Source organism: Bacillus sp. BPN334, assembly GCF_008368885.1.
Classification (GTDB): Bacteria; Bacillota; Bacilli; order Bacillales; family Bacillaceae_G; genus Bacillus_A; species Bacillus_A wiedmannii.
The window spans coordinates 711,532-735,075 of the sequence record NZ_QOZW01000006.1; the positions used below are offsets into that span (position 1 = coordinate 711,532).

At 35.2% G+C, this 23,544-nt stretch carries 25 protein-coding genes and 1 pseudogene; 21 read left to right on the forward strand and 5 right to left on the reverse strand.

Annotated features, from left to right (window positions below; all coding sequences use genetic code 11):
• The first annotated feature begins 25 nt into the window (after positions 1–25).
• The 9 genes and pseudogenes from DN393_RS10710 (at position 26) to DN393_RS10750 (ending at position 7,125) form a co-directional block, all read left to right on the forward strand.
• A complete protein-coding gene (locus DN393_RS10710) occupies positions 26–400 on the forward strand; it encodes an ArsR/SmtB family transcription factor (RefSeq protein WP_064475061.1) in 375 nt (124 codons plus the stop codon).
• Positions 401–466: 66 nt separating this feature from the next.
• Positions 467–1,189, forward strand: coding sequence for a 2,3-diphosphoglycerate-dependent phosphoglycerate mutase (gene gpmA, locus DN393_RS10715; RefSeq protein WP_064475062.1), 723 nt, complete (start codon positions 467–469; stop codon positions 1,187–1,189).
• 60 nt (positions 1,190–1,249) lie between these two features.
• Positions 1,250–1,495 carry a ferredoxin gene (locus tag DN393_RS10720; RefSeq protein ID WP_064475063.1) on the forward strand — a complete coding sequence of 82 codons (246 nt, stop codon included), beginning with the start codon at positions 1,250–1,252 and terminating at the stop codon, positions 1,493–1,495.
• Between the two features lie 43 nt (positions 1,496–1,538).
• Positions 1,539–2,486, forward strand: coding sequence for a cation diffusion facilitator family transporter (locus DN393_RS10725; RefSeq protein WP_149173487.1), 948 nt, complete (start codon positions 1,539–1,541; stop codon positions 2,484–2,486).
• A gap of 259 nt (positions 2,487–2,745) precedes the next feature.
• Positions 2,746–2,973 (forward strand): hypothetical protein, encoded by a 228-nt coding sequence (locus tag DN393_RS10730; RefSeq protein ID WP_000849103.1) that lies wholly within the window; start codon positions 2,746–2,748, stop codon positions 2,971–2,973.
• 292 nt (positions 2,974–3,265) lie between these two features.
• Positions 3,266–3,568 (forward strand): metal-sensing transcriptional repressor, encoded by a 303-nt coding sequence (locus tag DN393_RS10735; protein ID WP_000349635.1) that lies wholly within the window; start codon positions 3,266–3,268, stop codon positions 3,566–3,568.
• A 203-nt stretch (positions 3,569–3,771) separates the two neighbouring features.
• Positions 3,772–3,978: a copper chaperone CopZ gene (copZ, locus tag DN393_RS10740; RefSeq protein WP_000436980.1), complete on the forward strand. Its 207-nt coding sequence runs from the start codon at positions 3,772–3,774 to the stop codon at positions 3,976–3,978.
• 95 nt (positions 3,979–4,073) lie between these two features.
• Positions 4,074–6,494, forward strand: coding sequence for a heavy metal translocating P-type ATPase (locus DN393_RS10745; RefSeq protein ID WP_088047329.1), 2,421 nt, complete (start codon positions 4,074–4,076; stop codon positions 6,492–6,494).
• A 163-nt stretch (positions 6,495–6,657) separates the two neighbouring features.
• Positions 6,658–7,125: pseudogene (locus DN393_RS10750) on the forward strand (GNAT family N-acetyltransferase).
• Between the two features lie 31 nt (positions 7,126–7,156).
• Here the strand turns inward: DN393_RS10750 and DN393_RS10755 are convergent.
• Both DN393_RS10755 and DN393_RS10760 read right to left on the reverse strand, forming a co-directional pair.
• The gene (locus DN393_RS10755) at positions 7,157–7,429 is read right to left on the reverse strand and encodes an HU family DNA-binding protein (protein WP_001043904.1); all 273 of its coding nucleotides are present in this window, start codon (positions 7,427–7,429) and stop codon (positions 7,157–7,159) included.
• Positions 7,430–7,570: 141 nt separating this feature from the next.
• Positions 7,571–8,386: a formate/nitrite transporter family protein gene (locus DN393_RS10760; protein WP_098102220.1), complete on the reverse strand. Its 816-nt coding sequence runs from the start codon at positions 8,384–8,386 to the stop codon at positions 7,571–7,573.
• A 194-nt stretch (positions 8,387–8,580) separates the two neighbouring features.
• On the opposite strand from DN393_RS10760, the gene DN393_RS10765 reads away from it, so the two are divergent.
• Both DN393_RS10765 and DN393_RS10770 read left to right on the forward strand, forming a co-directional pair.
• Positions 8,581–9,474 (forward strand): metallophosphoesterase, encoded by an 894-nt coding sequence (locus DN393_RS10765; protein ID WP_088047331.1) that lies wholly within the window; start codon positions 8,581–8,583, stop codon positions 9,472–9,474.
• A gap of 112 nt (positions 9,475–9,586) precedes the next feature.
• A complete protein-coding gene (locus DN393_RS10770) occupies positions 9,587–10,798 on the forward strand; it encodes a M20 metallopeptidase family protein (protein ID WP_098111007.1) in 1,212 nt (403 codons plus the stop codon).
• Between the two features lie 54 nt (positions 10,799–10,852).
• Here the strand turns inward: DN393_RS10770 and DN393_RS10775 are convergent, their stop codons facing one another.
• Entirely contained in the window at positions 10,853–11,935 is a 1,083-nt protein-coding gene (locus tag DN393_RS10775; protein ID WP_098103412.1) for a chitinase, read from the reverse strand.
• A gap of 270 nt (positions 11,936–12,205) precedes the next feature.
• Between DN393_RS10775 and gabP the strand changes: the two genes are divergently transcribed.
• From gabP to entD, 8 genes are all read left to right on the forward strand, one after another.
• Positions 12,206–13,600, forward strand: coding sequence for a GABA permease (gabP, locus tag DN393_RS10785; protein ID WP_098103413.1), 1,395 nt, complete (start codon positions 12,206–12,208; stop codon positions 13,598–13,600).
• A 159-nt stretch (positions 13,601–13,759) separates the two neighbouring features.
• On the forward strand, positions 13,760–14,071 hold the full coding sequence (locus DN393_RS10790; protein ID WP_064475070.1) for a hypothetical protein: 312 nt from the start codon (positions 13,760–13,762) through the stop codon (positions 14,069–14,071).
• A 317-nt stretch (positions 14,072–14,388) separates the two neighbouring features.
• Positions 14,389–14,931, forward strand: a complete 543-nt coding sequence (locus DN393_RS10795; protein WP_000228316.1) for a DUF420 domain-containing protein — start codon at positions 14,389–14,391, stop codon at positions 14,929–14,931.
• Positions 14,932–15,048: 117 nt separating this feature from the next.
• Complete coding sequence (locus tag DN393_RS10800; protein ID WP_064475071.1) at positions 15,049–16,212, forward strand: iron-containing alcohol dehydrogenase; 1,164 nt, start codon at positions 15,049–15,051, stop codon at positions 16,210–16,212.
• A gap of 158 nt (positions 16,213–16,370) precedes the next feature.
• Complete coding sequence (locus DN393_RS10805) at positions 16,371–17,123, forward strand: DeoR/GlpR family DNA-binding transcription regulator (protein WP_098103414.1); 753 nt, start codon at positions 16,371–16,373, stop codon at positions 17,121–17,123.
• Positions 17,120–18,031 (forward strand): 1-phosphofructokinase, encoded by a 912-nt coding sequence (pfkB, locus tag DN393_RS10810; protein WP_088047334.1) that lies wholly within the window; start codon positions 17,120–17,122, stop codon positions 18,029–18,031. Before DN393_RS10805 ends, pfkB begins: the two co-directional genes overlap by 4 nt.
• A 13-nt stretch (positions 18,032–18,044) precedes the next feature.
• Positions 18,045–19,904 (forward strand): PTS fructose transporter subunit IIABC, encoded by a 1,860-nt coding sequence (locus DN393_RS10815; protein ID WP_098103415.1) that lies wholly within the window; start codon positions 18,045–18,047, stop codon positions 19,902–19,904.
• Positions 19,905–20,251: 347 nt separating this feature from the next.
• The gene (gene entD / locus DN393_RS10820) at positions 20,252–21,184 is read left to right on the forward strand and encodes a cell wall-binding protein EntD (protein WP_098103122.1); all 933 of its coding nucleotides are present in this window, start codon (positions 20,252–20,254) and stop codon (positions 21,182–21,184) included.
• Between the two features lie 62 nt (positions 21,185–21,246).
• On the opposite strand, the gene DN393_RS10825 is transcribed toward entD, so the two are convergent.
• A complete protein-coding gene (locus tag DN393_RS10825) occupies positions 21,247–21,492 on the reverse strand; it encodes a hypothetical protein (protein ID WP_000814419.1) in 246 nt (81 codons plus the stop codon).
• Positions 21,493–21,673: 181 nt separating this feature from the next.
• On the opposite strand from DN393_RS10825, the gene miaA reads away from it, so the two are divergent.
• Together miaA and hfq are read left to right on the forward strand one after the other, a co-directional pair.
• Complete coding sequence (miaA, locus tag DN393_RS10830; RefSeq protein WP_064475075.1) at positions 21,674–22,627, forward strand: tRNA (adenosine(37)-N6)-dimethylallyltransferase MiaA; 954 nt, start codon at positions 21,674–21,676, stop codon at positions 22,625–22,627.
• 21 nt (positions 22,628–22,648) lie between these two features.
• Positions 22,649–22,873, forward strand: coding sequence for an RNA chaperone Hfq (gene hfq, locus DN393_RS10835; protein WP_000813896.1), 225 nt, complete (start codon positions 22,649–22,651; stop codon positions 22,871–22,873).
• Between the two features lie 80 nt (positions 22,874–22,953).
• Here hfq and DN393_RS10840 read toward each other — a convergent pair.
• The coding region (locus tag DN393_RS10840; RefSeq protein ID WP_149173488.1) for a Gly-Xaa-Xaa repeat protein at positions 22,954–23,544 on the reverse strand (591 nt) is incomplete at its 5' end.

The following is a 23,544-nucleotide window of genomic DNA, read 5'->3' on the forward strand; positions in this document are numbered from 1 at the left end:
TATACTTGAATAAGAGGTGTTACATATGAGCGAAGAGCATTGTGAACTTTGTTATCATGATGAACAAAAAGTAAAACATGCAAGTGATATGCTAGAGAAAGAAAATATAAGTAGTGTAGCAAAAATGTTTAAAGCACTTGCAGATGAAACACGTTTGAAAATTGCTTATGCGTTGTATACGGAGAAAGAACTTTGTGTACGTGATGTCGCAAGTATTATTCATAGTAGTATTGCAACAGCTTCACATCACTTAAGACTATTACAAACGATAGGATTAGCGAAAAAGCGTAAAGAGGGGAAACTTGTTTTTTATTCATTAGATGATTCTCACGTAAATGGATTAATTGAATTAGCGTTTAGTCATAGTAGTGAAATGAAGAATAAAGAACTTGATATGTAATCGCGCATTTTCATAAAGATACTTCTTTATGAAAATGCAACTTTAAAAGGAGAGGAGATAGCAAGTATGGTAAAGCTAGTTTTAATACGACACGGACAAAGTGAATGGAATGTTGAAAATAGGTTTACTGGTTGGACGGATGTTGATTTATCCAATAAAGGTTTGGAAGAAGCAAGAGAAGCCGGAGTAATGCTGAAAGCGAATGGTTTCTCATTTGATATCGCATATACGTCTGTTTTGAGAAGAGCGATGCGTACTTTATGGATCACTCTCGAAGAAATGGATTTGATGTGGATACCTGTTCATAAAACATGGAAATTAAATGAGCGCCATTACGGTGCGCTTCAAGGATTAAATAAGGAAGAAACAGCGAGAAAATATGGCGATGAGCAAGTAACTTTATGGAGACGTTCAACAAATGTACGCCCACCAGCACTTACAAAAGATGACGAAAGATATGAAGCAGCACATCCGAAATATAGAGATGTAAAAGAGTATGAATTTCCTCTTACAGAAGATCTAGAAGATACAGAGAAACGAGTTGTTTCATATTGGAATGAAGAGGTAGCTCCTAATGTAAAAGCTGGTAAACAAGTAATTATTGCAGCACATGGAAATACAATACGTGCTTTAGTAAAACATTTAGATCAAATTTCAGATGAAGAAATAGAAAATGTAAACATTCCAACAGGAACACCATTGGTTTATGAGTTGGATAATGATTTAAAACCGATATGCCATTATTATTTAAATAGGGAAATAGAAACTTTGGAAGGAAATTTGGTATAAAACAAACGGTTTTATATACCCTACCTATGTATTGTATATAAATAACGGAGGAGATTTATAGTGTTACATTATACGGTTGTAGATAAAAAGAATTGTGAGTCATGTGGATTATGCACTTCTATAGCACCTGATATATATCAATTAGATGGAAGAGGAAAATCATTTGGTCTATTAGATAGTAATCAAGGAATAATGGGGATCCCAAAAACTTTCTTGCAAGCAATGTTGGCGGCTAGTGATGGCTGCCCAACAAGTTCAATTCAGGTAAGAAAAGAACCATTTATAAAGAAAATGAAAATTCAATAGAGGAAGTATTAAGGATAAAACAAAATTAAAAGGAGGAATTTATATGGGACATCATCACGGTCACCAACATCATGGGCATGCTCACGGGCATTCCCATGGACATCATCATTTTGAGGAGAGTAGAAAAGGGAATAAAAAAGGATTAATTACAGCTTTAGTAATTACAGCAACTATTATGTTTCTTGAATTTTTTGGAGGACTAGTTACAAATAGTTTAGCTTTATTATCAGATTCAGGACATATGTTAAGTGATACGAGTTCATTATTATTAAGTTTAATTGCAATCGGACTTGCAGCTAGAACGGTTACTTCTACAAAAACATATGGATATTATCGTTTTGAAATTTTAGCAGCATTAATTAATGGAATCACATTATTTGTTGTAGCAGGGCTTATCGTATGGGAAGCAATTGGTCGTTTTTTTGAACCACCAACTGTAGCAAGTGGTCCAATGATGTTAATCGCATCAATTGGTTTATTAGCAAATTTAATTAGTGCATGGGCACTTATGAGACAAGGTGACGTGAAAAATAACGTGAATTTACGTAGCGCGTATTTACATGTTCTTGGGGATGCTTTAGGGTCAGTGGGAGCATTAGTAGCTGGTGTACTTATGTCATTATTCTCATGGTATATTGCAGATCCAATTATTTCAGTAGTTGTAGCTTTATTAATTTTAAAGAGCGCATGGGGAGTAACAAAACATTCTATTCATATACTTATGGAGGGTACACCGGTTGCAATTGAAATAGAGAAAGTGAAGCAAGCAATTAAAGGAGTAGAAGGTGTACGTGATTTACATGACCTTCATATTTGGACAATTACATCGGGATTAGATGCATTAAGTGTCCATGTAATAATTGATAAAAAACAGGATGATCAAGAAGTACTTCAAAATATTATTGATATGCTAAAAAAAGAGATCCATATTGAACATGCTACAATTCAAATTGAAACACTTAACATTAAACATAATGAAATGATTGTCTAATAAAATGCAAACAAAAGGCTATGGGGAAATTCTCCATAGCCTTTTGTTTGTGCAAGTAGAATTGTCCTTTTTGAAAGTTTTGTTTCAACTTTTCGTCTAAAGAGACAAAAAGTTGTCACAATTCGGTCACAATTAGCATAAACATAAAATAGACGAAATGAACTTATTTCCAAAAAGGCTTGATTCATTCCAGTCATGATTAGTAGAGCTGAAAAAGCATGGATTAAAAGTTCACTATATTCTCAAGGAGGTAGATCGTATGAAAACTATTCTTGCTATCGCTGGGCTTATTTGGGTTTTATCACATGGCATTCCAATTTATGAAGGAGAACAAATTCGCAGTGCTCTGAATAAAAATTTTAATGAATATCATATCATTGATCGGCAAGATAATGTCGTGACAGTTCGTGTAAATGACTGTTTTCATACGGTAACCGTTGAAGGAACTTCAGTAGTGAATGACACAAAAGTATGTGATCAGCAATAATTATATATAGGAAGAAAAAAGTCTCAATTTACACGTATGAAAATTGAGACTTTTATATTTGTGGATGAATAATAAGCGGGGAGGAATAATCCCTGCTTATTATTGTTTTTTGAAAAAAAGGTAAGGGTATCATAATAATTGAGTCTGAGAAGCTAATAAGTTGTTAAGAATAAGCATAGAGCAGAAATATACTCATATGGGGTATCATACGTAGATATTTAATGCTATAATTGGTATACTCGTAAAAGCAATTGTTTTATTGGATGAAGAGAAACTTTAAGAAGGTGATAATATGGATCATAAAGATCATGAAGCGGTAACACATAGATCAGAAAAAGAAAAAGAACAAATTATAAATAGATTAAAGAGAATTGAAGGACAAGTCCGCGGTATTCAAAATATGATTGAAAATGATCGTTATTGCGTGGATATTTTAGTGCAAATTTCAGCGATTAATGCAGCAATGAAAAAAGTAGGAATGGGTGTATTAAAAAACCATACAAGTCATTGTGTTTCAGGTGCTATTAAAGATGGCAATGGTGACGAAGCAATTGAAGAATTAATGACAGTATTTGAACGTTTTTCAAAAGCGTAAAAACAAGCTAGTATGTCACTGGCTTGTTTTTTTGTTTATTTTTATATAGGATTTCGAGGTATTGGTGTGAAAAAGTGTGTGTAAAATAAACTTTTAGAAAATAATTGAAAAATCATGATATAAAACCATTGATTACCTTAGGGGGGTATGGTAAGATGTAATTGTGATTAACAAACAATGAAGAAACAAGAGGAGGATTTTAAATGGAACAGTTAACATTACAAGTTGAAGGTATGTCTTGTGGACATTGTGTAAATTCTATTGAAAGCAGTGTGAAAGAACTAAACGGTGTTGAGCAAGTGAAAGTTCAATTAGCAGAAGGTACTGTTGAAGTTACTATCGATTCATCAGTTGTAACGTTAAAAGATATCGTTGCTGTAATTGAAGATCAAGGGTACGATGTTCAATAATTATTTTTAGATATGGAAATAAATCGTACTTTATAGGAAGTACGATTTATTTTGTTAATAATTATACCTTATGAGGGTATATAGAGGTGAGAGACATGAATGAACAGAAAGAGGCCAATCTTCAAATATCAGGAATGACATGTGCGGCATGTGCAAATAGAATTGAAAAAGGTCTAAAAAAAGTAGAAGGTGTTCATGATGCAAATGTAAATTTTGCACTTGAAAAAACAAAAATAATGTATGATCCCAAAAAAACAAATCCGCAACAATTTAAGGAAAAAGTTGAATCGTTAGGATATGGAATTGTCAGTGATAAAGCTGAGTTTACTGTTTCTGGGATGACATGCGCAGCATGTGCGAATAGAGTAGAAAAGCGTTTAAATAAGTTAGAAGGTGTGAACGGAGCGACAGTAAATTTCGCTTTGGAATCAGCTACAGTAGATTTTAATCCTGATGAAATTAATGTAAATGAAATGAAGAGTGCAATTACGAAATTAGGATATAAATTAGAAGTGAAATCAGATGAGCAAGATGGATCAACTGATCATCGCTTACAAGAAATTGAGCGACAAAAGAAGAAATTTATCATTTCGTTTATTTTATCATTCCCGTTACTGTGGGCAATGGTAAGTCATTTCTCATTTACATCATTTATTTATTTACCTGATATGCTTATGAACCCTTGGGTGCAGCTAGCTCTTGCAACTCCAGTTCAGTTTATCATTGGTGGGCAGTTTTATGTTGGGGCTTATAAAGCGTTACGAAATAAAAGCGCCAATATGGATGTTCTCGTGGCACTTGGAACGTCTGCAGCGTATTTCTACAGTGTGTATTTAAGTATTAGGTCGATTGGTTCTTCGGAACATATGACAGACTTGTATTTTGAAACGAGTGCAGTACTTATTACATTAATTATTTTAGGTAAATTATTTGAGGCGAAAGCAAAAGGACGCTCGTCAGAAGCGATTAAAAAATTAATGGGATTACAGGCGAAAACTGCTACTGTTGTACGAGATGGAACAGAAATAAAAATTTTAATCGAAGAAGTGGTAGCTGGTGATATCGTTTATGTAAAGCCTGGTGAAAAAATCCCAGTAGATGGGGAAATTGTAGAAGGAAAGTCAGCAATAGATGAATCGATGTTAACAGGTGAAAGTATTCCGGTTGATAAAACAATTGGGGATGTAGTAATTGGTTCTACAATAAATAAAAATGGCTTTTTAAAAGTGAAAGCAACTAAGGTAGGAAGAGATACTGCATTAGCTCAAATTATTAAAGTAGTAGAAGAGGCGCAAGGTTCAAAAGCTCCTATTCAACGGGTAGCAGATCAAATTTCTGGTATTTTCGTACCGGTTGTAGTTGTGATTGCTATTATCACATTCGCAGTGTGGATGCTATTTGTTACACCTGGTGATTTTGGCGGAGCACTTGAAAAAATGATAGCCGTACTTGTTATCGCTTGTCCATGTGCATTAGGTCTTGCAACGCCTACATCTATTATGGCGGGATCAGGAAGATCAGCAGAGTATGGTATTTTATTTAAAGGCGGGGAGCATTTAGAAGCAACGCACCGATTAGATACAGTTATTTTAGATAAAACAGGTACTGTGACAAATGGGAAGCCGGTGCTAACAGATGTAATTGTAGCAGATGGATTCCACAAAGAAGAAATACTACGTTTAGTAGGTGCGGCAGAAAAAAATTCTGAACATCCACTTGCAGAAGCGATTGTAGAAGGAATTAAAGAAAAGAAAATTGAAATCCCAAGTTCAGAAACGTTTGAAGCAATTCCGGGATTCGGCATCGAATCAGTCGTAGAAGGGAAACAATTATTAATTGGTACACGTCGATTAATGAAGAAATTCGATATTGATATTGAAGAAGTTTCTAAATCGATGGAAGCCCTAGAACGAGAAGGAAAAACGGCAATGTTAATAGCAATAGATAAGGAGTATGCTGGAATAGTTGCCGTTGCAGATACTGTAAAAGATACTTCAAAAGCAGCTATCTCAAGACTTAAGAAAATGGGTCTAGACGTTGTTATGATTACAGGAGATAATACACAAACTGCTGAGGCAATCGCTAAGCAAGTTTGTATTGATCACGTAATTGCAGAAGTATTACCAGAAGGAAAAGCAGAAGAAGTGAAAAAACTGCAAGCACAAGGTAAGAAAGTAGCAATGGTTGGGGATGGAATAAATGATGCTCCTGCACTTGCTACGGCGGATATCGGTATGGCAATTGGAACAGGAACGGATGTAGCGATGGAGGCGGCAGATATTACGTTAATCCGTGGTGATTTAAATAGTATTGCTGATGCAATCTTTATGAGTAAGATGACGATAAGAAATATTAAGCAAAATTTATTTTGGGCACTAGCTTATAACGGCTTAGGCATCCCGATTGCAGCGTTCGGTTTCTTAGCACCTTGGGTTGCTGGAGCCGCGATGGCATTTAGTTCTGTATCCGTTGTATTAAACGCATTACGACTGCAAAGAGTGAAATTTAAAAAATAAAAATCTATAGAGTAATTGCAGATGCTTACAAACAAAAAAACAATACTTTGAAATAAGTATTGTTTTTTTCTTTCTATAGAAAGAAAAAAGATATAATAAAGCAGAAATATTGAATACTAGATGGTAGAAAAGTTAAATGATAGTTTAGTAAGGAGGTTCGTATATGTTAAAAGACACGATTATTAGAACATTTCATAAAGAGGATTTAGAACAAGTATTACAGTTGTTCTATGAAACAGTTCATACAATTAATGCAAAAGATTATAACGTATTACAGCTACAGGCATGGGCACCGGATTGACTAGATAGAGAAAGCTGGTTAAATTCTTTAGAGAGGAATATTAGTTATGTAGCGGATCATAACGGTGTGATAGTGGGATTTGGGGATTATAATGAAGATCATTACGTAGATCGCTTATTTACGCATAAAGATTATCAAGGGAAAAGGATAGCTTCCTATATACTACAGAAGTTAGAAAAAAAAGCAGTGAACTTGGGGCATGGGGAGGTATATACAGAGGCGAGTATTACAGCAAAACCTTTCTTTGAAAGTAAAGGTTTTATTTGCATAAAGGAACAAAAGAAACAGCATAATGGTCAGATTTTTATTAATTATGTAATGAAAAAATAGCCCTCTCGTAAACGAGAAGGCTATTTTTTCATTATTTTACAGCTTCTTTTAGTTCTTTACCAGCTTTGAAAGCAGGTACTTTAGAAGCTGCGATTTGCATTTCTTCACCAGTTTGTGGGTTACGGCCTGTACGAGCAGCTCTTTCGCGAACTTCGAATGTACCGAATCCGATAAGTTGTACTTTCTCACCAGCAGCTAAAGTGTTAGTGATTGATTCTACTACAGTTTGTACAACTACAGTAGCTTCTTTTTGAGAAATCTCAGCATTTTGTGCTACGTTTTTAATTAATTCTGTTTTGTTCATGTTTTTCACCTCATATGTAAATAATGCTATTTAAGTTGTTATTATAACGTATAAAACATTCGAGAACAAGTGTACGTACATATATTCGTAAAAAAAATGAAATTTGTAATATTTTTGAGAGCTACTTTATAGACATTCAATTTAAGCGGATACAGATTTTTTCTTTAATGCAGTTTGCTCTTTATTGGAAGGGAGTTTCTTATTATAGGATATGAAATAAGGTAATGCTACAAATAACATACCTCCTACTAAGTTTCCGAAGAAAACAAAAATGAAGTTTGGAAAATATTCAATCCAAGTTAAATGACCGGCAAAAATTGCAGCTGGGATGACAAACATATTAGCTACAACGTGTTGAAATCCAATCGCAACAAAAGTCATAACTGGGAACCAAATGCCGATAATCTTTCCGATAAATTCTTTACTTCCCATACTGAGCCAAACAGCTAAACAAACGAGCCAATTACATCCGATTGCAGAAATGAAGGCTTGTAGTGGTGTATCTTGTAGTTTAGTTTGCGCAATAGAAACTGTTTTCGTTAAAAAAGCTCCCTCTGTTAATCCGACGATATGACCGAAAAAATAAGCAACGAATACAGCACCTATGAAGTTGCTAAACGTAACAATAACTAAATTTTGAATGAAGTGAAATAAGTCGATTTTTTTGTGAAGCCACGCCATTGAGACGGTCATCATATTGCCAGTTACTAACTCACCGCCTGCAAGAATAACGAGTATAAGACCGATAGGGAATACAGCGGCACCTAGAAAACTAGTAAATGATCCCCAAGAATTTGGCATTGTTCCAATAACATGAATATCGAGTAAATACCCTAATGCTATGAAAGCACCACCAAAAAAACCGAGAATTAACATAGGGAGTAATGATAAATGAGCTTTTTTTCTTCCGGAATTCGCAGCAAGTTCCGTAATTTCTTCTGGTGTAAATACAGACATGAATAATCTCTCCTTAATAAAATGATAGAATAAATAGAAGGAATGTTTTTAAGAATCTATGTATTATAAAAATATGTTATGCCTTCTGTATAAAATTGTCAAAGTGAATGGGTAGAATTGGATATAACTAACATTGTTCATGTTGTCACATTAATGTAACAATAAGGCTTTAAAGTATTTCTAGAGGTGAGAACATGAATACGCATCATGTAAAAAAAGAACAAAAAAAATCAATCATAAAAATATTTGCAATCAGTTTCATAAGTATAATAATGATTTCAGTAAGTTTGTATTTCTATGCGACAGAAATAGAACGAAAACTAGTAACAGTTACGTGGAATGAAATAGAAGCATCTACAATTCCTAAAGAGTTTAATAATAAAAAAATATTACAATTCTCAGATGTACATTTAGGGCCAGAATTTACACTGAAACAACTAGAAAATTTGGTGGAGAAGATGAATGCGTTACATCCAGATGTAGTAGTTTTTACAGGGGATTTAATAGATAAGTTTGGATCGTATAAAGCCGAAAGAGAAGAAGCGAAAAGTATTTTACAGAAAATACATGCGCCTTTAGGGAAATATGCTGTGTTTGGGAATCATGATAGGGGCGGGGGAGGTAGTTTATTTTATAAAAAGTATATGGAGGAAGCTGGTTTCTCTGTGTTAGTAAATGAAGTGCAGAAAATAAAAGCGGAAAACGGTAAGTATATTACAATAGCAGGTTTGGATGATTTTTTATTAGGTAAGCCGCAAATAGACTCGACTTTAAAACATATAAGGCAACAAGATTTCAATATGCTATTAGTACATGAGCCAGATGTTGTAGATAGAGTAGCTCGTTACCCAGTTGATTTTCAAATGTCAGGCCATAGTCACGGAGGACAAGTTCAAATTCCTTTTATAGGTCCATTAATTACTACAAAGTTAGCTGAGAGTCATGTTGAAGGTATGTATGAATTAGAAGGGAAGAATAAGCCGTTACATTTATACGTAAATCGTGGTATTGGGACAACCCGAATGCCTGTTAGATTTTGGAGTGTACCTGAACTTTCAGTATTTGTATTGAAGCAAAATAGTAACTAGACTATTTTAGAGTAGTAGGAGGGCTTTCAAAGAAAGTGCTCTTTTTTATTGATTAAACACGGAATATTATGTAACTTTTAATTAAAGTGTTAAAAAAGAAAGGGGCATTTCTATGATAGAAACATGGTATAAAGAATTGGAAAGTTTATATAACGAAATGGTTTTGTGGCGAAGAGATTTTCATCAATACCCAGAGCTATCGTTTCAAGAAATAGAAACACCGAAAAAAATAGCTGAAATCTTAAAAAGTTTTCATATTGATGTGACAACAAATGTTGGGGGAAGAGGGGTAATCGGCGTAATTGAAGGTGGAAAACCTGGGAAGACGATAGCGCTACGTGCTGATTTTGATGCACTACCTATTCAAGATGAAAAGCAAGTTTCATATAAATCAAAGGTTCCCGGCGTAATGCACGCTTGTGGACATGATGGACATACAGCAACACTTTTAGGCGTTGCAAAAATATTAAGTGATCATAGAGACCAGCTTTCTGGAAAAATAGTTCTTATACATCAACATGCAGAAGAGAAAGAGCCTGGCGGAGCAATTGCTATGATTGAGGATGGTTGTTTAGAAGGTGTAGATGTTGTGTTTGGAACACATTTATCTTCTCAAATGCCTATAGGAATGGTTGGAGCGAAAGCTGGAGCAATGATGGCGGCAGCTGATACATTTGAAGTAAAGATTCAAGGGCGAGGCGGTCACGGCGGTATGCCGCATCATACTGTTGATGCTATTATCGTTGCAACACAAGTAATTAATCAGTTACAACTTTTAGTGAGTCGAAAAATAGATCCGCTTCAATCTGCGGTATTAACAGTTGGTACATTCCATGCTGGTCAGGCGGATAATATCATTGCGGATACTGCTACGTTTACAGGAACCATTCGAACGCTAGATCCTGAAGTGAGAGAATATATGGAGAATGAATTTAAACGAGTTGTTGAGGGGCTTTGTCAGTCTCTTCATGCTGAGGTTAGTATTCAATATAAACGAGGCTATCCAATATTAATAAATCATTTAGATGAAACGAGTCATTTTATGGAGATTGCGAAACGTGACCTTGGAAGAGAAAGGGTCATTGAAGTGCCACCTATTATGGGTGGAGAAGATTTTGCATATTACTTAGAATGTGTTCCAGGAGCATTTTTTTTCACAGGTGCGCGTAATGAAGAAATAGGAGCAACATATCCACATCATCATCCTCAATTTGATTTTGATGAACGAGCAATGTTAATTGGTGGAAAATTACTTTTAAGTCTTGTAAATAGTTATGTAAGAGATGGAAAAGAATCTCTTCATCATGTAGAAGTGAAAAAGTAATTTACATAAATAAAAAACAACAATAGGTCATATAAAACCTATTGTTGTTTTTTATTATTTTTGCAAGGAAAGACTATCAAAATATGTTCTATAGTTATTAGAGAATTCAAAGTTGTTTTTTGCATCCCAATTAATAGACCAAGACATTAGGCCGCGGAATGCAGGATAGCCATTCTGATTTGAAAGTTTATACTTTCCTCCAAAAGGAATTCCTTTAATGATATAATCTAAAGCTTTTTTCATTTCAGTTGGAGAAATATATCCGCCACTTGGAGCAGCTGCTGGTGCTGCAGGAAGTCCAATCATGACTTGATCCGAACGAAGAGCTGGGAAAATGTTATTTGTATTACCACCTACAGGAAAACCATGTAAGAGCATATCTGCCATAGCGACTTCGTAGTCTGCAGTACCTTGATTGTAGTTATTACCGTCCATTCCAATCCCGCTACCAGCATTGTAGTGTTGAACGTGAATGTATGTTAGTTTGTCTTTTACTCCGTAAATAATCGGTAAATAAGCACCCCAGATGCTTCCATATGCGCTATAACCACCTTGAACATAAGCTGTTTCAGGGGCCATGCTTAATAGAAAATCTGGACCATAATGATCTGAGATTGTCCGAATAGCTGAAATAAGATTTACGATTTGAGGAGTCGTGGGGTTTTTGAAATTAGTGTCATTTCCGTTTAAGTAAATACCTGATTCAAGGTCAATATCTATTCCATCAAAACCGTATTTATCGATCAGAGATTGTATGGAATTAATAAAACGTTGCTTAGCCGCATTGTCAGGAAGTAAAACGACCCCATTTTGTCCACCTATTGAAAGAACTATTTTCTTACCTTTACTTTTTAAATAAGAAATATCTGATTTGAACTCTGCATCCGTACCATACACAGGAGAAAATTCAACAGTGGAACGATCACCCCCAGTTTCACCGAAAGATACATTGATTACATCCCATTTTGGTGAAACGTCTCTTAATTTAATAATGCCAGTACCGTTATCAAAGTTATGCCAGTATCCAACGAGTAATTTTGATTCTAAATTGTTTGCTGCTTGTGCTTGAAAGGGAGCTAGCGGTAGCAGTAAGAAAATTACTAAAGCGCAACAAATGAATTTGAACTTGTTTAACATATCAACACTCCTATACAAAAAGTTGTCTAGATGTATAATCTTGTTCGTTTAATAATATCTGAAAATTCATTCTTTTGTAAGTCGATTATAATTTTCTCAACAATTGTATATGGAAAACTATTAAACCTAATGAAATAATTTTTGAAGGAGGTCGAATTACGATTGTTAAATTCAGAATATTTTGATATATTTTAAAATATAGGACAAGATTTTTCGCATAATACTCTTACATAAATTTCAAAATTAAGTTTGGAAGGGGATGTACAAGAGTTGGATAAAAATCTTAAGAAAGACCTCAAAATACGCCACATTACAATGATTTCCATTGGTGGCGTAATAGGAGCTGGTTTGTTTGTTGGAAGCGGTGCGGTTGTGCATTCAGCCGGACCAGGTTCTATCGTTTCATATGCATTAGCAGGACTTCTAGTTATTTTCGTTATGAGAATGCTAGGGGAAATGGCAGCTATTAACCCGACAAGTGGTTCATTTGCAACATATGCAAGAGAAGCAATTGGTCCATGGGCGGGTTATACAATTGGGTGGCTATATTGGTTTTTCTGGGTAATTGTTATTGCAATAGAAGCTACAGCAGGTGCTGGTATTATTCAATATTGGATTCCAGAAATCCCGCTCTGGTTATTAAGCTTAATATTAACGATTTTATTAACGTTGACGAATGTTTTCTCGGTGAAATCATTTGGAGAATTTGAATATTGGTTTTCATTTATTAAAGTAATAAGTATTGTTTTGTTCCTTTGTCTTGGGCTCGCTGTTATTTTAGGATTTGTACCAGGAACGGAAGCACCTGGCACTTCGAATTTAGTAGGGCAAGGAGGATTTATGCCAAATGGTATAAGTTCGGTGCTACTTGGAATTACCGTCGTTATATTTTCATTTATGGGATCTGAGATTGTTGCAGTAGCCGCTGGTGAATCTGCCGAACCTGTAAAAGCAGTAAAAACAGCAACAAATAGTGTAATTTGGCGTATTCTCGTATTTTTCATTGGATCGATTGCTGTAGTTGTTACACTCCTTCCGTGGAATTCAGCGAACATACTAAAAAGTCCGTTTGTGGCGGTACTGGAACATATAGGGATACCAGCGGCAGCACAAATTATGAATTTTATCGTTTTAACAGCTGTACTTTCTTGTTTAAATTCGGGTTTATATACGAACTCAAGAATGCTTTTTTCAATGGCAGAAAGAGGAGATGCGCCAAAGGCATTTTTGAAATTGAATAGTAGTGGTGTTCCAGTTCGGGCGGTTTTATTTGGAACTTTCTTTGCTTACATTGGAGTTGTTTTTAGTTACATATCTCCAGATAAAGTATTTTTATTTTTAGTGAATGCATCTGGCGGGATTGCGTTACTCGTTTATCTCGTTATAGCAGTTTCACATTTCAAGATACGTAAAAAAATGGGGAAAGCGGAACAACAAAATTTGAAAGTGAAAATGTGGCTTTTTCCATATGTAACATATGTTACAATTGCTGCGATTATAGCAGTTTTAGTTGCCATGATCGCAATTGAATCTTTACGTTCACAAGCGCTTTTAACAATGCTTGTTACTGTTCTTATAATAATTTCTTATTTTATTTTTAATAGAAATAAAAATAGTACATTGTTGAATCCTAAAAGTAAGAATGAGGAATCTGTTCGATTCTAATTTCTTGTTTTAGAAGAGAGTTACACCCAATCATTGCTATAAAAGAATCATATATAATCATAGAAACAAGTAATTACTATTGTCATAGTGAATATAAACTTTTTTCTTGACTTTTTATACGAAGGCGAGCAAAATGATAAAAAAGGAAGGGGGATGACGATGGAAGAGTACGTATTAGAGCTGTATAACTTGTTATATACGACAGAATGGCAAGATATTGTTTCGTTTCTAGGAATAATGTTTTGTATGAAAATTGTAATTGTATATATGGAAGAGCAAGGTATGTTCTATTCCTTCGCATCTCCGTTCGATGTGCAACGCGAGCCGTTGCCAAACTATGCCAAGGTAAATTACGAACAATTTCCTTTTGTGATTTTCTTTATGCTTCGATTTATAACAGCAATTGTAAAGAAAAAGGAAAGTGACGATGAAGAGTGCCACTCAACTTGTAATATAGCGACTGCTTTTTAAGCTAAATACAAGGAGGAGATTTATATGTGGTTTCGATTTCTTATGATTGGTTTCTTTTCATTAACAGCAATTTCTTTAATGGGATATCAAGTGTCTGAAATTTATCAAGCATATAGCAATACGTTTTTTAACAAAAACTAATTACATTGCTATTTAAATAATAAAGCGATAAAATCCTTCTTAAGAAGTTTTATTAAGAAGGATTTTTTTCTTTGCTTTGTCTTACTGTGTCAAACTATTGTCACATTTACACTGTGAATAATATGTTAAAATAGTGAGGTTACGTATACATATTTGAAGGAAGAGGAGTGACCATTTTGGTGGATCAATCAACGAATCAGAAAAGCTATGCTCCTATTGTGATAACGCTTTCTGTAATTGTAAATGCGATTATTTTATTTTTGTTCTTTGGACCTGTTGGCTATGAAGGAGAAGTACATTTTGATGTAACAATTTTACCAATGTTAAATGCAATTTTTAATAGCTTTACGTTCGTATTCTTATTAGCAGCTTTATACTCTATTATTAAGAAGAATGTGAAAATGCACCGTGGTTTCATCCTCGCAGCATTTACAACGACGTTGCTATTTTGTGTTTCTTATTTATCGTATCATTACTTGGCGCCGGCAACACATTTTGGTGGGGAAGGATTCATTAAATATGTGTACTTCATTATTTTAATTACACATATTATCCTGGCAGCTATTATTGTACCACTTGCATTGTTTGCACTTGTATTTGGTTTTACAAATCAATTAACACGTCATCGTAAAATTGTACGTTGGACGATGCCAATTTGGTTATATGTAAGTTTATCTGGTGTTATTGTTTACTTAATGATCTCACCTTATTACCAATAAAAAAATCTCAGCCTGTAGGCTGGGATTTTTTTGTTAGGCAAATATTTTTGTGAAATGAAAAAAATATGGTATACAAAAGTATAGTTGCTTTTCATATAGAAGGGATGGTAAAGAAATATGCAAAATTTTGTATTTCGTAATCCAACGAAACTTATTTTCGGTAAAGGTCAATTAGAACAGTTGAAAACTGAAATTCCACAGTTCGGTAAAAAGGTTCTTCTCGTATACGGGGGAGGCAGTATTAAAAGAAATGGTATTTATGATAATGTAATTTCTATTTTAAAAGATATAAATGCAGAAATATTTGAATTGACAGGTGTTGAACCGAATCCGCGTGTATCAACTGTAAAGAAAGGGATTCAAATCTGTAAAGATAATGGCGTCGAATTCATATTGGCGGTTGGCGGAGGAAGTGTAATCGACTGTACGAAGGCGATTGCTGCTGGTAGCAAATATGATGGAGATGTATGGGATATTGTAACGAAAAAAGCATTTGCTAGTGGGGCGTTACCATTTGGTACGGTACTTACGCTTGCGGCAACAGGATCTGAAATGAATGCTGGTTCTGTCATTACAAACTGGGAAACGAATGAAAAATATGGCTGGGGTAGCCCAGTTACTTTCCCGCAGTTTTCGATTTTAGATCCAGTTCATACTGTTTCTGTGCCGAGGGATCAAACAATTTACGGTATGGTAGATATTATGTCGCACGTATTAGAGCAATACTTCCATCATGGAACAAATACAGAATTACAAGATCGTTATTGTGAATCTGTTTTAAAAACAGTAATTGAAACTGCTCCTAAGCTTTTAAGTGATTTAGAAAATTATGAGCATAGAGAAACTATTTTATATTGCGGTACTATGGCGTTAAACGGTATTTTAGCGATGGGAGTAAAAGGAGATTGGGCGACTCATAATATTGAACATGCAGTATCTGCGGTTCATGATATACCACACGGGGGTGGCCTTGCGATTTTATTCCCGAACTGGATGAAGCGTGTTGTAGATGAAAATGTAAGTCGTTTTAAACAGTTCGCTATTCGTGTATTCGATGTAGAAACAGATGAAAAGGCTGATCGAGAAATTGCGCTAGAAGGAATTGAGGCGTTACGTCAATTTTGGACTTCAATTGAGGCACCAGTAAGGTTAGCGGATTACGGTATTGGGGAAAATGAAATTGATTTAATGGCTGATAAAGCGATGGCTTATGGTGAATTTGGTAACTTTAAAAAATTAAATAAAGACGATGTTTTAAGTATATATAAAGCTTCTTTATAAGTGAATCGAAAAAAGAAACCCATTTGATATAACAATCAAATGGGTTTCTTTTTTATTGTTTATAACTGTTTATGACTGGTTTTGGTTATTTGTGAATGTTTATGGTTGATTTTTGTGATCGTTTTCATTATACTGTAATCAAAGAAGAGGTGAATAAAATGTTAACTCCTGAACGTCATCAAATGATATTGCAACTTGTAAAAGAGCAGAAGGTTGTTAAATTACAGCAATTAGTGGAAAGAACAGAAAGCTCTGAATCAACAATTCGTCGTGATTTAGCGCAATTGGAAAAGCAAAGGTTATTAAAAAGAGTTCATGGTGGTGCTGCTGTTTTAACAGGAAAAGGGCAAGAGCCAACGATGGTTGAAAAATCATCCAAAAACATTCAAATAAAGCAACAAATTGCTAACTATGCGGCTAGCATTGTTGAACAAGGTGATTGCATTTATTTAGATGCAGGAAGTACAACATTTGAAATGATTCCATTTTTAATAAATAAAGATGTTACTGTCGTTACGAATGGACTTATGCATATTGAAGCTTTAGCTGAAAATAATATTCGTGCGTATTTACTAGGTGGAATGATGAAAAGTAGGACGAAAGCTTTAATTGGTGCTATGGCACAGGAAAGCATGCAGAAGTACCGTTTTGATAAATGTTTCTTAGGAGCGAATGGTGTACATGAACAGCTTGGTTTTACAACTCCAGATCCAGAAGAGGCACTTTTAAAACAAATGGCATTAACATTTGCGAACGAAGGATATTTCTTAATTGATGAAAGTAAGTTTTCAGAAGTTGCGTTTGCGAAAATAGCCAATGTTGAAGAAGCGAATATTATTACAAACCATTTAGAAATTGATTTAGAAAAATATAAAAGACAAACCAATGTAATTGAGGCTGATAAACAATGATCTATACAGTTACTTTAAACCCATCTATTGATTATGTAGTACAAGTTAATTCCTTCGATTTAGGCGCAGTAAATCGAGCAGAGAAAGATATGAAATTTCCTGGAGGGAAAGGTATTAACGTTTCTCGTGTTCTTCATCGTTTAGGTGTTGAAAATGTAGCGCTTGGATTTACTGGTGGATTTACCGGTCGATTTATTAAAGATGTATTACAGGCGGAAGGTGTAACAACAAACTTCGTCCAAGTAGACGGTGATTCCCGAATTAATGTGAAAATAAAAGGGCAAGAAGAGACAGAATTAAATGGGCAAGGTCCTAATGTGACAAATGAACAATTTGAACAATTAATGAAACAAATCGAAAGTATGAGGCAGGGAGATTGTGTTGTACTAGCTGGAAGTGTACCGGCGTCTATCTCAACTACTTTTTATGAATCAATCGCAACGCTCGGAGCTGAGAAAGGTATTCGCGTAGTAGTCGATGCAAGTGGAAGTGCGCTGCAGCATGTAATTAAAAATAAACCATTTTTAATAAAGCCTAATCATCATGAACTTGGTGAGTTATTCGGAGTAGAGATTTCAACAGTAGAAGATGTTTTACCGTTTGGAAGAAAATTAGTTGAACAAGGTGTAGAGCATGTTATCGTATCAATGGCTGGAGATGGGGCTTTATTATTTACGGCAGAAGGTATATATGAAGCAACTGTTCCAAAAGGTGTTGTAATTAATTCGGTTGGGGCCGGAGATTCTCTCGTTGCAGGATTTGTGGGTAAATATGAACAGACAAAAGATATTGAAAAGGCATTTCAATATGGCGTTGCAACAGGGAGTGCAACAGCATTTTCAGCTGATTTATGTGAAAAAGAAAAAGTAGAAGAATTATTGTCGCAAGTAATTGTAGCTAAGCGATAGGGGGGAGCAACATATGAAAATTACAGAACTATTAAAAAGGGATACAGTTATTATGAATTTGACAGCTTCAAATAAAGAAGCTGTCATAGATGAATTAGTTGAGAAATTAGACGGCGCAAATCGTTTAAATAGTAAAGCTGAATTTAAAGAAGCTATTTTAAAGCGGGAGTCACAAAGTACAACTGGCATAGGGGAAGGGATTGCAATACCTCATGCGAAAACAAAAGCTGTTAAACAACCAGCGATTTGTTTTGGTAGAAGTGTAAGCGGTATCAACTATGAATCGCTTGACGGACAGCCAGCGCATTTATTCTTTATGATTGCTGCGAGCGAAGGGGCGAATAATACTCATTTAGAAACGTTATCGCGCCTATCTACATTATTAATGGATGAAGGATTTCGTAAGCAATTGTTAGAAGCAAAGGATGAAGAGGAACTTCTTCGTTTATTTGATGAAAAAGAGAATGAAAAAGAAGAAGAAGACATTGAAGTTGCAAAACCAGAAGGAAACGAACCATACGTACTAGCAGTTACGGCTTGCCCAACTGGAATCGCTCACACCTATATGGCAGCGGATAGCTTGAAAGCAAAAGCAGCAGAGCTAGGTATAGCAATTAAAGTTGAGACGAACGGATCAACAGGAGTAAAAAACGGTTTAACGAAAGAGGACATTGAACGCGCAACGGCTATAATTGTTGCGGCAGATAAACAAGTAGAAATGAACCGTTTTGCTGGGAAACATGTCATTCAAGTGCCAGTCGCTGATGGGATTAGAAAAACGGAAGCGCTTCTTAATCGAGCTGTAAAACAAGATGCGCCAATCTTTAAAGGAATAAAGGAAGATGGGAAGACAGAAAGTACAGAGGAAGAAAAAGGATTAGGGATTTATAAGCACTTAATGAGTGGTGTAAGTAATATGCTTCCATTCGTTGTTGGTGGCGGGATTTTAATTGCACTAGCATTTTGGATTGGTGGTATAAAAGCAGAAGGACCATTGGCTGAATTGTTAATGTCTATTGGTGGAGGCAAAACAGGTGCGTTTTTATTCCTCGTACCAATTTTAGCTGGATTTATTGCGAGTTCTATTGCTGATCGTCCAGGATTTATGCCTGGTGTTGTCGGTGGATTCTTAGCAGCACATGCGAATGCTGGATTTTTAGGGGGATTAATTGCTGGTTTCTTAGCTGGGTATGTTGTTTTAGGATTGAAAAGATTGTTTTCAGGATTACCAGCACAGTTAGAAGGAATTAAACCTGTATTGTTATATCCGGTCTTTGGATTGTTGATTACAGGAGTTGTTATGCAAAAAGTAGTAATTCCGCCTGTAGTAGCATTGAATGAAATGTTAACAGGTTGGTTAAATGGTTTGAACGGTACAAATGCTATATTACTAGGTCTTATATTAGGTGGTATGATGGCAATTGATATGGGTGGTCCAATTAACAAAGCTGCATTTACATTTGGTATTGCTGCAATAGAAGCGCAGAACTTTGGCGTGCACTCTGCTGTTATGGCGGGTGGTATGGTACCACCATTAGCGATTGCATTCGCAACTACTTTCTTTAAATCGAAATTTACTGAAGCAGAACGTAAATCTGGTTTAACAAATTATATTATGGGAGCATCGTTTATTACAGAAGGTGCGATTCCATTTGCAGCTGCAGATCCGATTCGAGTAATAGTAAGTTGTGTTGTTGGTTCAAGTATTGCGGGTGCATTATCTATGTTATTCCAAATTACATTACCAGCACCGCATGGTGGATTGTTTGTTATCGCATTAGTAAATAAACCGGTGCTATATATTTTCTCGATATTTATAGGGACAGTTATTTCAGCTCTTATGATGGGGATTTGGAAAAAGAAAGTTAAATAACACATGAAAAAGGAGTAGCTTTTATTAGCTGCTCTTTTTTATTACAAAAAAGGAGATTAATAATTGGAGAATGATGAATTTTGGTAAAAGATGTAATGAAATATGGTTTTTTTGTAACAAAAAAGTAATACTGTAATTTTTTTTGGAAAAAAATTCTGGGCTGATATGTAGAAAATATATGAAAACTATTGGGAATTCTATTAGAAATGGAATTCATTAATATGGAAATTTATGTTACAACTCATTAATCGTGTATTACGAATGGTTTGTAATTGTGTGATTTCTAAAAATCTTAAAAATCTGTTGCTATAATGAAAATACGAAAACAAAGCAAATGGAGGCTATTCATGAAAAAATTATTAGGTATAGCAACGGCGGCAGTTTTTGGTCTTGGGATTTTTGCAGGTTCTGCGAAAGCAGAAACGATTGTAACAACAGACGTATTAAATGTTAGAGAAAACCCAACTGTAGAGTCAAAGCTTGTAGGTAAAATGTTAAGTGGAAATAAATTAGATGTTATAAATACAGAAAACGGATGGGCAAAAATTAAATTAAATGGTAAAGAAGCGTTTGTAAGTGCTGAATTTACAAAAAGTACATATTATGTAACGGCGGGCGCGTTAAATGTTCGTGCTGGAGCGAATACTGACTCTGAAATTCTTGGTAAACTGAATAAAGATGATGTAATTGAAACGACAAATCAAGTTCAAAATGAATGGTTACAATTTGACTATAATGGAAAAACGGGATATGTTCACATGCCATTTTTAACAGGGACGGCACCTGTAATAGAAAAGAAAGAAGTTGTAACGCAAGAAGAGGCGCCAGTAAGAGTAAATACGCCAGTTAAAAATAATAAAGTAGTTAAGAGCAAAGAGTCTGTTAAAAATGTAGAATCAAGTAAACCTGTCGCAAAACAACAGTCAACTACGAAACAAGTTACGAAATCTACTGAAACAAGTGCACCTGCTGGTGGACGTGAAATAACAGTAGAAGCGACAGCGTATACAGCCCATCCAAGTGAGAATGGTACGTATGGTGGTCGTGTATTAACTGCAATGGGGCATGATTTAACAGCAAATCCGAATATGAAAGTAATTGCTGTTGATCCTAAAGTAATTCCGCTTGGATCAAAAGTATGGGTAGAAGGATATGGAGAAGCGATTGCTGGAGATACTGGTGGTGCGATTAAAGGAAATCGTATTGATGTATTAGTCGGTTCAGATGGTAGTGCCAATAGCTGGGGGCGCAAATCTGTAAAAGTGAAAGTGATCAAATAGTGTATATGTATTAATATAAAAGGCGGTTGCTTGAAAGTATGTAAGCAACCGCCTTTTATAGGTTATTGAAAAGGATAAATAGTTTTACCTGTAATAATTTTATAGGCACTGCAAAATTGATTTTGTATATACTCTGTATTTTTATTTTCTGGATGTAATGTTGTTTCTTGGAGAGTAGAATGAAAAGAACGTAGCAAACAATTTAAGGCGAAATATAATTCTTCTTGTGAACAATTTTGTTCTTTTGTAGCAGTAGCTAAAATAAGGTCTTTTGTTAAAGATGAAAAATTAATGGTGGATTGTTTCATAGTCAACTCATCCTCTCGAAGGTATTTTTAATCATGTATATGCGGAATTGGACAAACTATGTTCTTTTTTATTTATAATTTCATGTACCGAAATGAAAGAACTTGCAATCATGCCGTTAAAATTGGTAAGATTGGATATAATCAATAGATGGAGTACATTACATAAAGAGAGTTGAATGATATGGGAGAAGTGCAACGTGAAAAAGTTGCTGTCATCATTGGACCAACTGCTGTTGGAAAGACGAAGTTAAGTATTGATCTTGCCAAAGCGTTGAATGGTGAAATTATAAGTGGAGATTCCATGCAGATTTATCGTACGATGGATATTGGAACTGCAAAGGTGACAGAAGAAGAGATGGATGGAATGCCGCATTATATGGTCGATATAAAAAATCCGGAAGAATCATTTTCTGTTGCCGAATTTCAAGAACGTGTTCGTAAGCATATTCGAGAGATTACAGAGCGTGGTAAATTGCCAATTATCGTTGGTGGAACTGGTCTGTATATACAATCTGTTTTATTCGATTATCAGTTTACGGATGATGCTGGCGATACTATATACCGAGAACAAATGGAAAAGTTAGCATTAGAACGTGGTGTGGAATATGTACATAAGAAATTACAAGAAGTAGACCCAGAAAGTGCTGAGCGTATTCATGCAAATAATGTACGTCGTGTCATTAGAGCGTTAGAAATTTTCCACACGACGGGTGAAAAAATGAGTGATCAACTTGAAAAACAAGAAAACGAGTTATTATACGATGTTTCCTTGATTGGCTTGACAATGGATCGAGAAATGCTATACGATCGCATTAACTTACGAGTTGATATAATGATGGACCAAGGGTTATTAGAAGAAGTAGAAGGATTGTATAATAGAGGGATACGAGATTGTCAATCTATTCAAGCGATTGGGTATAAAGAGATATATGATTATTTTGAGGATCGTGTCTCTTTAGAAGAAGCGGTATCACAATTAAAGACTAATTCACGTCGTTATGCAAAGCGTCAATTAACGTGGTTCCGTAATAAGATGGATGTCACGTGGTTTGATGTTACAGGCGGTGAAAAAACGTCAGAAATTTTACGATACATAGAAGGAAAATTACAACTAAAGTCGAATAATAGTAAGTAGAGAAAAAGAGGAGGATTCGACATGAAGCAATCAATCAATATTCAAGATCAGTTTTTAAATCAACTCCGTAAAGAAAATACGTTTGTTACGCTGTACTTATTAAATGGTTTCCAGCTTCGTGGATTAATTAAAGGATTTGATAATTTTACAGTCCTACTGGAAACAGAGGGTAAGCAACAGCTTATTTATAAACATGCAATTTCTACATTTGTACCACAAAAAAATGTTTCAATTGAATTAGAGTAGTAATGAATTATTGTACATAACAAAAAAAGAGCGAGTTTCTCGCTCTTTTTTTATTTGCTATAAACAATACATAGTGAAATTTAAGCAATTCTAAATACAGTAAGGCGAATGTTAGTGTTTCCTGTTGCAGGGATCGTAATCTCGTTAAGAGTAGATTGGACAGAAATGTTTGCGCCAGCTCTTAACGTTTCGATTGTAGTGAATGAAAGTGAGTCGCCTATTAAATTTGAAGAAAAGTTATCAGTTGCGACTGCTCCATTAATTGAAATGCCTACTCCAAGAGGAGCGCATCCTGGCGCAGTTGTAGAAATAGATACGCTAATCACATAAATACCGCCGTTGATAACCGTAACTGTATCTGTGCCATTAAAGATAATATTGTTTACGTTAATTGCAGTACTGAAAATAAAGTTATTAAATTGTAGTACTGTTTGTTGAATGTTGTTTGTAACAACAATTGTTGCTACAGGGAAGCTAGGTCCAGTAGGGCCAGTAACTCCTATACCAGTGGCACCGGTAGCGCCTGTTGGCCCTTGAACACCTTGAGGTCCAGTAGCACCCGTGTTCCCTTGAACACCTTGAGGTCCAGTAGCACCCGTGTTCCCTTGAACACCTTGAGGTCCAGTGGCACCCGTGTTCCCTTGAACACCTTGAGGTCCAGTAGCGCCTGT

Coding starts and splice junctions, on each gene's coding strand:
- pfkB (WP_088047334.1), top strand. CDS start 17,120: ATGATCTATACAGTTACTTTAAACCCATCTATTGATTATGTAGTACAA.
- DN393_RS10710 (WP_064475061.1), top strand. CDS start 26: ATGAGCGAAGAGCATTGTGAACTTTGTTATCATGATGAACAAAAAGTA.
- DN393_RS10825 (WP_000814419.1), bottom strand. CDS start 21,492: ATGAAACAATCCACCATTAATTTTTCATCTTTAACAAAAGACCTTATT.
- DN393_RS10735 (WP_000349635.1), top strand. CDS start 3,266: ATGGATCATAAAGATCATGAAGCGGTAACACATAGATCAGAAAAAGAA.
- DN393_RS10725 (WP_149173487.1), top strand. CDS start 1,539: ATGGGACATCATCACGGTCACCAACATCATGGGCATGCTCACGGGCAT.
- entD (WP_098103122.1), top strand. CDS start 20,252: ATGAAAAAATTATTAGGTATAGCAACGGCGGCAGTTTTTGGTCTTGGG.
- hfq (WP_000813896.1), top strand. CDS start 22,649: ATGAAGCAATCAATCAATATTCAAGATCAGTTTTTAAATCAACTCCGT.
- DN393_RS10790 (WP_064475070.1), top strand. CDS start 13,760: ATGGAAGAGTACGTATTAGAGCTGTATAACTTGTTATATACGACAGAA.
- DN393_RS10800 (WP_064475071.1), top strand. CDS start 15,049: ATGCAAAATTTTGTATTTCGTAATCCAACGAAACTTATTTTCGGTAAA.
- DN393_RS10805 (WP_098103414.1), top strand. CDS start 16,371: ATGTTAACTCCTGAACGTCATCAAATGATATTGCAACTTGTAAAAGAG.
- DN393_RS10730 (WP_000849103.1), top strand. CDS start 2,746: ATGAAAACTATTCTTGCTATCGCTGGGCTTATTTGGGTTTTATCACAT.
- DN393_RS10775 (WP_098103412.1), bottom strand. CDS start 11,935: ATGTTAAACAAGTTCAAATTCATTTGTTGCGCTTTAGTAATTTTCTTA.
- DN393_RS10745 (WP_088047329.1), top strand. CDS start 4,074: ATGAATGAACAGAAAGAGGCCAATCTTCAAATATCAGGAATGACATGT.
- DN393_RS10815 (WP_098103415.1), top strand. CDS start 18,045: ATGAAAATTACAGAACTATTAAAAAGGGATACAGTTATTATGAATTTG.
- miaA (WP_064475075.1), top strand. CDS start 21,674: ATGGGAGAAGTGCAACGTGAAAAAGTTGCTGTCATCATTGGACCAACT.
- DN393_RS10770 (WP_098111007.1), top strand. CDS start 9,587: ATGATAGAAACATGGTATAAAGAATTGGAAAGTTTATATAACGAAATG.
- DN393_RS10755 (WP_001043904.1), bottom strand. CDS start 7,429: ATGAACAAAACAGAATTAATTAAAAACGTAGCACAAAATGCTGAGATT.
- copZ (WP_000436980.1), top strand. CDS start 3,772: ATGGAACAGTTAACATTACAAGTTGAAGGTATGTCTTGTGGACATTGT.
- DN393_RS10760 (WP_098102220.1), bottom strand. CDS start 8,386: ATGTCTGTATTTACACCAGAAGAAATTACGGAACTTGCTGCGAATTCC.
- gpmA (WP_064475062.1), top strand. CDS start 467: ATGGTAAAGCTAGTTTTAATACGACACGGACAAAGTGAATGGAATGTT.
- DN393_RS10765 (WP_088047331.1), top strand. CDS start 8,581: ATGAATACGCATCATGTAAAAAAAGAACAAAAAAAATCAATCATAAAA.